This is a genomic window from Streptomyces fuscigenes (assembly GCF_021556455.1).
Lineage (GTDB): Bacteria > Actinomycetota > Actinomycetes > Streptomycetales > Streptomycetaceae > Streptomyces > Streptomyces fuscigenes.
Genome location: NZ_JAKGCV010000355.1, coordinates 1 through 5,838, shown reverse-complemented (window position 1 = coordinate 5,838; position 5,838 = coordinate 1). Strand labels below are relative to the sequence as shown.

The following is a 5,838-nucleotide window of genomic DNA, read 5'->3' as shown; positions in this document are numbered from 1 at the left end:
GTGCTGGCAGAGATCAGTCCCCAGGCGGAAGTCCGGATCATCCACACCAGCGGCTTCCAGGAACCCTCCAGTGTGAAAGCGATTCGGATCTCGCCGTAGGCGCCGACGCTGGACCGTCCCCTGACCACGGCGGTCGTCCGCTTCTCCAGCCAGGCCACACCGGCCGACCCGCCGGTGCCCGGCTTCGATCCCATCGCGCGGCGCGTGGCGACGAGGTGGTCGTTGCGCCAGCGCCACACCAGCTCGGCCACGTCGGTGAGCGCCTCGCCGAGCCGTACGAGCTCCGCGTGCCGGTCCGGATCGGCGTAGATCGCCGCCCACACGCGCTCCACGCCCTCCGACGGCCGGTACGCGCGCGTCAGGTCGCGGTCCAGCGCCTCGGCCGGGACGGGCAGGCCGCGCCGCGCGAGCAGCCGCAGCACCACGTCGTACAGGCCCGGCCGCTCCAGGGCCTTCTCCAGCTCGGCGTGGACGCGCGGGGAGCCCCGGTGCGGCACGAGCATCGACGCGGACTTCTCGCCGAGGAGGAACTCCAGTCGGCGGTACATCGCGGACTGGAAGCCGGAGCCGTCGCCGAGGGCGCCGCGGTAGGCGTTGAACTGCGTGGGAGTGAGCTGCCCGAGGGGCCGCCACGAGGCGTTCAGCGCCTCCAGCTCGTGCGCGGAGCGGCGCAGCGCGGCCATCGCGTCGGGCAGCCGGTCCTCGTCGAGGGCGCGGCACGCGGTCTCCCACTCGTGGACGATCGCGGTGAACCACAGCTCCATGACCTGCGTGGTGACGAGGAAGACCATCTCGCCCGGATCGTCGGACCGCAGCTGCTGGGAGTGGGTGAGGACGTCGGCGTGGACGTAGTCCTCGTACGGGGTCGTCCCCGCGAAGTCGAGATTCGGGGTCTCGGGGTCGTCGGACATCACTGTCTCCGTTGGCATCCCGGGTAGCGGTCCGCTCCGCCCCGCAATCACGCGATCGCGGAGCCCCGGTCCCCACGGCGCATGATAATCCGCGCCCGGCCGGCCCGCCGGGGCGGCGCGATGGGGACCGTCGGGGCGCACCCCTCCGGCCCCACCCGCAGGGCCCTCGGTCAGCCCAGGGTCTCGGCCGCCGCGGGGGACGAGTCGCGCAGGAAGGTCGAGCAGCGCTCGTACTCGTCGCTCTCGCCGATCTCCTGCGCGGCCCGGGCCAGTCCGTGCAGCGCCCGCAGGAAGCCGCGGTTCGGCTCGTGCTCCCACGGCACCGGGCCGTGGCCCTTCCAGCCCGCGCGCCGCAGCGCGTCGAGCCCGCGGTGGTATCCGGTGCGCGCGTACGCGTACGACTCGACGACCCGGCCGCCCGTCCACGCGTCGTCGGCGAGCAGCGCCCAGGCCAGCGACGAGGTCGGGTACTTCGCCGCGACGTCGGCGGGCGACGCGCCCCCGGCGAGCAGTTCGCGCGGCTCCGGGCTGTCGGGCAGATGGGTGGGGGGAGGTCCCCCCAGCAGGTTCTCGTGGATCGACATGCCTACAGTCTGCCTTGCGCCGGCGGCGCGGGCGGCGGCGTGTCCCCTTCGTCGGACACCGCGGCCGCCACCTCGCGCGCCGGCTCCACCGGCGGGCCCGTGACGCCGCAGTAGACCTTGCACTCGGTCTCCGGCGCGGGTGCGGCGCCGAGCGCGGGGGCGGGCGCCCTGCGCACGGTGAGGAACGCGAGCAGCGCGCCCACCACGAGCACGCCCGCGCAGATCGGCATGGCCTTGTGGAACGCGTGGTCGAACTTCGGCGCCGACCGGTAGGCCTCCGGCCCCATGCCCGCGAGCAGCGGCAGGGCCGCGACGGCGATCAGCCCGGCCGCCCGCGCCGCCGCGTTGTTGACGCCGCTGGCGAGCCCCGCCTTGCCCGTGTCGACCGACGCCAGCACGGTCGCCGTCAGCGGCGCGACCAGCGCGACCATCCCCGCGCCCTGCACGAGCAGCGCGGGCAGCACGTCGGCCAGGTACGAGGCGTGTTCGCCGATGCGCAGCATCAGCAGCATCCCCACCGCGCACAGCAGCGGCCCGACGGTCAGCGGGATGCGGGGGCCGATCTTGTCCGCGAGCTGCCCGGAGCGGGCGGAGAACAGCAGCATCAGGCCCGTCGTGGGCAGCAGCGCCGTGCCGGCCTGGAGCGCCGAGTAGCCCGCCACCACCTGGAGCTGCAGCGTGACGAGGAAGAAGAACCCGCCGAAGGCCGCGTAGACGCACAGCGTCACCAGGTTGACCGTCGTGAACTGGCGCGACGAGAAGATCGACAGCGGCAGCATCGGGTCCGGCCGCCGCTTCTCGACCAGGACGAAGGCCACCCCGGCCAGCACGCCGGCGGCGCCCGCCCACCACACCTTGCCGATCAGCGAGTACGTCACGAGCGCCAGCGCGGCGGCGCCGAGTACCGCCCCGAGGACGTCGAACCTGCCGTGGTGCTCGGGGTCCCGCGACTCCGGCACGTGCCGCAGCGCGACGGGCACGCAGAGGGCGGCCAGCGGCAGGTTGATCAGGAAGACCCAGCGCCAGCCGGGCCCGTCGACGAGCCAGCCCCCGACGAACGGCCCCACGGCCGCCCCGATGCCCCCGAAGCCCGACCACAGCCCGACCGCCCGCGAGCGGTCGTCGGGATGGAAGCTCGCCTGGATGATCGCGAGGGACCCCGGGGTGAGCAGCGCGCCCCCGATGCCCTGGAGGGCGCGGGCCGTGATCAGCACGGGCGCGCTGGGCGCGACCCCGCACAGCAGGGAGCCGAGCGCGAACCACACGACGCCGAGCACGAACACGTTGCGGCGGCCGTAGCGGTCGCCGAGCGAGCCGCCCAGCAGGATCAGGCCCGCCAGCGTGACCGTGTAGGCGTTCACGATCCACTGGAGCGAGCCCAGGTCGGTGTGCAGGTCGTCGCCGATGTGCGGCAGCGCGACGTTCACGACGGTCGAGTCGAGCAGGGCCATGCTCGAACCCAGCACCGTCGTGAGGATGACCCAGCGTCCCTTGCCCGAGGACAGGCGGATGTCCATGAGGGGATCATCCCCGTCGGGGGCCCGTGTGGCGAGCGCCCCGGCGCGATCGGGCCGCGAACAGGCCGGGAACAACCCGCGCGCCACGCCTCGGCGCACGGCGGGGGCCCGGCTCCGATGTCGTCGGGGCCGGGCCCGGGGTCCGGCGGCGCACCGCCCGCGCGGGGCGGCCGGCAGCGCCGTGCGGGTGGTGCGGGTGGTGCGGGTGGTGCGGGTGGTGCGGGTGATGCGGGTGATGCGGGTGGTGCGGGTGGGCAGGTGTCTACTTGAGGCGCGTACCGGCCGAGCGCAGCGACTCGCACGCCTGCGTCACGCGGGCGGCCATGCCGGCCTCGGCGACCTTGCCCCACGTGCGGGGGTCGTAGGTCTTCTTCGAGCCGACCTCGCCGTCGACCTTCAGCACGCCGTCGTAGTTCTTCAGCATGTGGTCGGCGACGGGACGCGTGAACGCGTACTGCGTGTCGGTGTCGAGGTTCATCTTGACGACGCCGTTGCCCAGCGCGGTGGTGATCTCCTCCTCGGAGGAGCCGGAGCCGCCGTGGAAGACGAAGTCGAACGGCTGGCTGCCCGCGGCGCGCCCGTACTTCGCGGCGACGCCCTCCTGGAGGTCCTTCAGCAGGTCGGGGCGGAGCACGACGTTGCCGGGCTTGTACACGCCGTGGACGTTGCCGAACGAGGCGGCCAGCAGGTAGCGGCCCTTCTCGCCCAGGCCGAGCGCCTCGGCCGTGCGCAGCGCGTCGTCGACCGTGGTGTACAGCTTGTCGTTGATCTCGTGGGTGACGCCGTCCTCCTCGCCGCCGGTCGGGGTGATCTCGACCTCAAGGACGATCTTGGCGGCGGCGGCCTTCGCGAGCAGCTCCTCGCCGATGGAGAGGTTGTCGGCGAGCGTCTCGGCGGAGCCGTCCCACATGTGGGACTGGAAGAGCGGGTTGCGGCCGGCCCGCACGCGCTCCGCGGAGATGTCGAGCAGCGGGCGCACGTAGGTGTCGAGCTTGTCCTTCGGGCAGTGGTCGGTGTGCAGCGCGACCGTGATGCCGTACTTCGCAGCCACGACGTGCGCGAACTCGGCCAGGGCGACGGCGCCCGTGACCATGTCCTTGTTGTACTGGCCGCCCAGGAACTCGGCTCCGCCCGTGGACATCTGGATGATGCCGTCGCTCTCCGCCTCCGCGAAACCACGGAGCGCGGCGTGCAGGGTCTGGGACGACGTCACATTGATGGCGGGATAGGCGAACTTGCCTGCCTTCGCCCGGTCGAGCATCTCGGCGTAGATCTCGGGGGTTGCGATGGGCATCGTGCCGCTCCTCTGTGATGTGCGCGGTTTGAGGTGGGTCCCTGACCTGGGGGCGACGTCATCGTCACCCCGTATCCTTCCAGACTCAGCCGAGGCCGAGGTCGGCGGCGGTGTAGGCGGGCACGTACGGCAGGCCGGCGTCCGCCACCGCGGAGGCCGCGCCCCGGTCCACGATCACCGCGACGGCGACGACCTCGCCGCCCGCCTCGCGGACGGCCTGGACGGCGGTGAGCGGGGAGCCGCCGGTGGTGGACGTGTCCTCCACGACCAGGCAGCGGCGCCCCTTCACCTCGGTCCCCTCGATACGGCGCTTCATGCCGTGCTGCTTCTGCTCCTTGCGCACGACGTAGGCGTCGAGGCGGCGCCCGCGGGCGGCGGCGGCGTGCAGCATCGACGTGGCGACGGGGTCGGCGCCCAGGGTGAGGCCGCCGACGCAGTCGTAGTCCAGGTCGGCGGTCGCGTCGAGCATCACCTGTCCGACGAGCGGCGCGGCGTGCCCGTCGAGGGTGACGCGCCGCATGTCGATGTACCAGTCGGCCTCGATGCCGGAGGAGAGCGTCACCCTGCCGTGCACCACGGCGAGGTCCTTGATCGACTGGAGGAGCTCGCCCTTGGCGTCGTTCGTAGAGGTCATGGGTCCGAGCTTAGAGGCGCTCCCACGACCACGTTGCGGCGAGTTCCACCGGCTCCAGGCGCGTGACCAGCTCGGGCTCCGAGTTCAGTCCGTTCGGCGGGCCGGACTGCGCCTCGACGCAGACCGCCTCCGCCTGCTCGTCGTAGACGACGACCCAGCGCGCGGGGCTCGACACGGTCAGCGCGAGCTGCCCGGGCCAGGTCAGCGTGGCCTCGACGCCGTCGGGCATGCCGAAGCAGTCGTCCCACGGGCCCGGCCGCGCCTCGATGCGGCGGCCGGTCGGCAGGTGGTCCTCGCCGCGCTCCAGCTGGAAGGCGGGCGCGAAGGCCAGGCTCGCGTCCTCGCCGCCCAGGTTGCGCAGGAACCATGGGTGCCAGCCGACCTGCGCCGGGAACGAGTCGGAGCGCGTCTCGACGCCCAGCGTCAGCTCCAGTGCGCCCTCGGACAGCCGGAAGGTCTGCGTGACGAGCCCCGCGTACGGCCACGGGTCCCCGAGCTCGTACGTCAGCGTCGCGGACGTCTCGTCGGCGTGCCGCACCCGCCAGGCGGTGTCGCGGCCGGTGCCGTGGATGGCGTGGGGGCCGGAGTTGAGCGGCATCTGGTGCTGGGTGCCGCCGTTGCGGAAGCGCCCCTGCGCGATGCGGCCGCACCACGGGACCATGGGGAAGCACCCGTAGCGGGGGCCCTGCCGGAGCAGTTCGGTGCCGCCGATGACGAGGCTGCTGACACGGGCGCCGTTGTCCGGCGCGATCCCGACGGTCACGTCGCCGGCGGAAAGTTTCAGATCACTCACGCCAGCAGCGTAGTTGCGCCCCCGCCCCGGCCGCGCCCGCCCCGCGCGCGGATCCGGGCGCCCGCCCCCGGCCGGACGCGGCGGGCGGGTGCACCCCTCGCGGAC

5 protein-coding genes and 1 pseudogene are annotated in these 5,838 nt (G+C 73.4%); all 6 read right to left on the bottom strand.

Translation table 11 applies throughout. From position 1 onward, the window contains the following. Positions 1-137: 137 nt before the first annotated feature. Positions 138-911: pseudogene (locus L1885_RS22200) on the bottom strand (tryptophan 2,3-dioxygenase family protein); the annotation flags it as partial. Positions 912-1,081: 170 nt separating this feature from the next. Further along, positions 1,082-1,495 (bottom strand): DUF3151 domain-containing protein, encoded by a 414-nt coding sequence (locus L1885_RS22195; RefSeq protein ID WP_235798933.1) that lies wholly within the window; start codon positions 1,493-1,495, stop codon positions 1,082-1,084. A 2-nt stretch (positions 1,496-1,497) separates the two neighbouring features. After that, entirely contained in the window at positions 1,498-3,012 is a 1,515-nt protein-coding gene (locus L1885_RS22190) for an MFS transporter (protein WP_235798932.1), read from the bottom strand. 262 nt (positions 3,013-3,274) lie between these two features. Beyond that, on the bottom strand, positions 3,275-4,306 hold the full coding sequence (gene fbaA, locus L1885_RS22185; RefSeq protein WP_235798931.1) for a class II fructose-bisphosphate aldolase: 1,032 nt from the start codon (positions 4,304-4,306) through the stop codon (positions 3,275-3,277). 85 nt (positions 4,307-4,391) lie between these two features. Continuing rightward, positions 4,392-4,940 carry an orotate phosphoribosyltransferase gene (gene pyrE, locus L1885_RS22180; RefSeq protein ID WP_235798930.1) on the bottom strand — a complete coding sequence of 183 codons (549 nt, stop codon included), beginning with the start codon at positions 4,938-4,940 and terminating at the stop codon, positions 4,392-4,394. Between the two features lie 10 nt (positions 4,941-4,950). Then, entirely contained in the window at positions 4,951-5,733 is a 783-nt protein-coding gene (locus tag L1885_RS22175; protein ID WP_235798929.1) for an aldose epimerase family protein, read from the bottom strand. Positions 5,734-5,838: the final 105 nt, after the last annotated feature.